The organism is Streptomyces sparsus (genome assembly GCF_054776295.1).
Window position 1 is genome coordinate 1 of sequence record NZ_BAAHCA010000724.1, and the last position, 2521, is coordinate 2521.

General features: G+C 73.5%; 2 protein-coding genes and 2 pseudogenes. All 4 read left to right on the plus strand.

Translation table 11 applies throughout. The annotated features are described in order from the left end of the window. Positions 1-816 (plus strand): annotated as a pseudogene (locus ACYVE9_RS22635) (serine/threonine-protein kinase); the annotation flags it as partial. 171 nt (positions 817-987) lie between these two features. Continuing rightward, positions 988-1236: a hypothetical protein gene (locus tag ACYVE9_RS22640; RefSeq protein ID WP_461029736.1), complete on the plus strand. Its 249-nt coding sequence runs from the start codon at positions 988-990 to the stop codon at positions 1234-1236. A gap of 34 nt (positions 1237-1270) precedes the next feature. Next, positions 1271-2299, plus strand: coding sequence for a permease (locus ACYVE9_RS22645; RefSeq protein ID WP_461029737.1), 1029 nt, complete (start codon positions 1271-1273; stop codon positions 2297-2299). Next, positions 2296-2521: pseudogene (locus ACYVE9_RS22650) on the plus strand (TIGR03943 family putative permease subunit); the annotation flags it as partial. The gene ACYVE9_RS22645 and the pseudogene ACYVE9_RS22650, both read left to right, overlap by 4 nt.

Here is a 2521-nt window from a genome sequence, read left to right on the forward strand (position 1 = left end):
CCGCCGCCGAGCGGCCCGGGCGCGTACCCGGCGCAGTCCCCCCCCCCCGGGTACGGCTTCGGTGCCACCGCCCCCCAGGGCCCGACGAGCCCGTACGGCAGCACCTCGCCGTACGGAGCCGTCTCGCCGTACGGCAACGGCGGCCCGTACGGTCCGACCGGGCCCCAGGGCATGTCCCACGGCACTCCGCCCGGCTACGGAGCCGGGCCACCGCACGCTCCGGCGCCTCCTCGGCGGCACTGGACGGTACCGCTGGCGGCAGCGGCCCTGACCGTGGCGGCGCTGGCCGGCGTGGGGGTCTACGCGGCGGTCACCATCGGCGGCGACAAGGGCGCGGCCGCCGGACCCGACGGCGCGCGTCCCGGAGGAGCGGACCCCGACACCTCCGCCACCGACCCGTCCCCGTCCCCGGACTCCACACCGCCGACCGCCTCGGGCGATCCATCGCCTGACGACCCGGGCCAGGAGTCGGCGGCGGACAACGCCGTTCCGGAGCAGTACCTGGGCACCTGGCGGGCCAGTTTCGAGTCCACCGGCGGCACCAGCACCCGCGTGCTGACGATCACCGAGGGCAGGGCCGGCGAGCAGGTCATGACGCTGGCCGGTCGCGGCCCCGGCCACGACTGCCGGTGGGCCGCCACGCTGCGAACGGCCGGCCCGCCCCTGGAACTCGGCCCGTCCTCGGTCACCGCGGGCTCCCCCGCCGACTGCTCCCCGGGCCAGTGGTCGCGGCTGACCATGCCGAACGACAGGTCCCTGGTGCGGGAACTCGTCGGCAGCGGCGGTGAACCCCTCACGTACACGAAGGTCCGCTGAAACCGGGGTTCGGTGAAACCGGGGTTCGGTGAAACCGGGGTTCGGTGACACCGGCCACCACCCGGCGCGCGCTCCCGCTCGTCGCCGATTCCGACCCACTACCCCTGGTGATCGGAGCATCACACAGGGAAACTTTGAGGAGGGGTACCAGAAAGCTACGAAAGGTCAGCCATGTCCACAGAGCAACACCGGGCAGCAGTACTGCGCATCCAGGAAGCGGACCAGGCCATGGAGGAGCTGCGCTCCTCCCTCCGCGCCGTCGGCATCATCCTCCCCTCTCTCCGTGTCGACCCGGTCTCCTGCGCCTGCGACGACCCGAAACCCCTGGTGGACCTGGGGAGTTGCAACCTGAGCACGGTGCGCTGGCTGACCTGCGTGCTGCGCGACTGCGTGCGCCCGGCGCAACGGCGGACGCCGTGATGGCAACGGTTCCCATTTCCGTATCATCGTGCGGGTGACGAGCACCGAGGAGCCGCGGCAGGTCCGGCCTCCGGACAGGGTGGGCGGGCCCGAACGGGCCGGCCTGCCCCTGCCGGTCGCCACCGCCGGGGCCCTGTCCCTGGCCCTGCTGCTGTCCCTGGCACTGCTGTCCGACGCCGTGTCCTGGCTCGGCCATCCGGGCTTCCTGGCCTGGCAGACCATCGCGGTGGCCATCACCGTCCAGGCGGTCCCGTTCCTCCTGCTGGGCACACTGGTGTCAGGCGCGGTCAACGCGTTCGTGCCCGCCGAGGCCTTCCGGCGGGCGCTGCCGCGGCGACCGGCTCTCGCGGTGCCGGTGGCGAGCGCCGCCGGGGTGCTGCTGCCGGGGTGCGAGTGCGCCTCCGTGCCGGTCGCGGGAAGCCTGATCCGCCGCGGGGTGACGCCCGCGGCGGCCTTCGCCTTCCTGCTGTCGGCACCGGCCGTCAACCCGATCGTGCTCGTCTCGACGGCGGTGGCGTTCCCCGGCAGCCCGGAGATGGTCGTCGCCCGGCTGCTGGCCTCCTTGGCCGTCTCCGCCCTGATGGGCTGGCTGTGGCTGCGGTGGGGGCAGGAGAAGTGGCTGCGGCTACCGGGTCGGGAGCGGGGCCACCAGCCGGGGCACAGCCGCCGGGAGGAGTTCCGGAGGTCGTTCCAGCACGACTTCCTGCACGCCGGAGGGTTTCTGGTGCTCGGCGCGATGGCCGCCGCGACCTTCAACGTGCTGGTGCCCCGCGCGGTGCTCGACGTCTTCGCGGAGTCACCCTGGCTGTCCGTGCTGTTCCTGGCCGCGTTGGCCGTGGTGCTCGCGGTCTGCTCGGAGGCCGACGCGTTCGTCGCGGCCTCACTGACCGGCTTCTCCCCCACCTCGCGCCTGGTGTTCATGGTGGTCGGGCCGATGGTGGACGTGAAGCTGATCGCCCTCCAGGCCGGTACGTTCGGCCGCGGTTTCGCCCTGCGGTTCTCGGCGGTCACCGGCGTGCTCGCCGTCGCCGTCGCCTCCCTCGTCGGCTGGTGGCTGCTGTGAGACGGAACGTCCAGACGCCGCTGGTACTGCTCAGCGGTGCGGCCATGCTGCACGTCGCCCTCTTCAGCGACCTGTACCTGCGGTACGTCAAGGAAGGGCTGCGCCCGTTCCTCATCGCCTCGGGCGTCCTGCTGGTCCTGCTCGGCCTGGTCGGCGCGGCCCGCGACGGCTTCCCCCTGGTCAGCCGCGGCAGCCGGCCGCAGCCCGCCCCCGAGGCGCGCG